This is a genomic window from Sphingomonas segetis, from assembly GCF_009720245.1.
GTDB lineage: Bacteria > Pseudomonadota > Alphaproteobacteria > Sphingomonadales > Sphingomonadaceae > Sphingomicrobium > Sphingomicrobium segetis.
In genome coordinates, this window is the sequence record NZ_WJSQ01000299.1 from 1 (window position 1) to 906 (window position 906).

Annotated in this window: 1 pseudogene; it reads left to right on the forward strand. The window is 70.5% G+C overall.

Annotated elements, in window-relative coordinates:
* Positions 1 to 906, forward strand: a pseudogene (locus GH737_RS15640) (XrtA/PEP-CTERM system histidine kinase PrsK); the annotation flags it as partial.

Sequence of the window (906 nt, forward strand, 5' to 3'; positions counted from 1 at the left end):
CTCGGCGCCTTCGCGGTCACCGCATGCTGGGCGTGGCTCAGCGCCGTCGCGCCCGGCGAGGCGATCGTCGGCTATGCCGAGAGCGCCCGCAACCTGCTCTGGATCAGCCTGCTGTACAGTCTCTCCGCGGCGAGCGGCGAGCGCGAGCACGGCTTGAAGTTGGTCTATGGCGCGGTCGCCGGGGTGATCGGGTTGCAGCTGATCGGGGCGACGCTCGAGCTGATCTCGCCGAGCGGCGCGCTGGCGCAGACCGGCCTGGTGCTGAGGATCACCACAGCGGCGGGCGCGCTGGTGCTCGTCCACAACGTCTACGGCCAGGCGGCGCCGGCGAGCCGCTCGCACATCCGGCTGGCGATGCTCGGACTCGCGCTGATCTGGGTCTACGACCTCAATCTCTACACCATCGCCTGCCTCGGCTCGGCGTCCGCTGGCCGGTGGGTCGAGTGGCGCGGAATTGCGGTCGCGTTCGCCGCGCCGATGTTCGCGCTTGCCAGCCGCGACGAGAGCGGGTGGCGAATCCGCCTGTCGCGCGCGGCGACGTTCCAGTCGCTCTCCTTGCTCGCGATCTGCGCCTATTTCGCGCTGATGGCGATCGTCGCGACGGCGCTTCGCGGCTCGGGCGTGGATTGGTCTGCCGCGCTGATGATCGCCGTGCTCGCGGCGATGACCGTCGGCGCGATGGTGCTGCTTCCGAGTGCTAGGGCGCGCGGCTGGCTCAAGGTCAAGCTCGCCAAGCATTTGTTCGAGCACCGCTACGACTATCGCACCGAATGGCTGCGCTTCACCGAGACGCTCGGCCGCGCCGGTCTGGATGCGCCGCCGCTCACCGAGCGGATCGTCAAGGCCTTCGCCGACATGGTCGACGCGCCGGGCGGCCTGCTGCTGGCCGGCGAGGGCGGGTCGGCC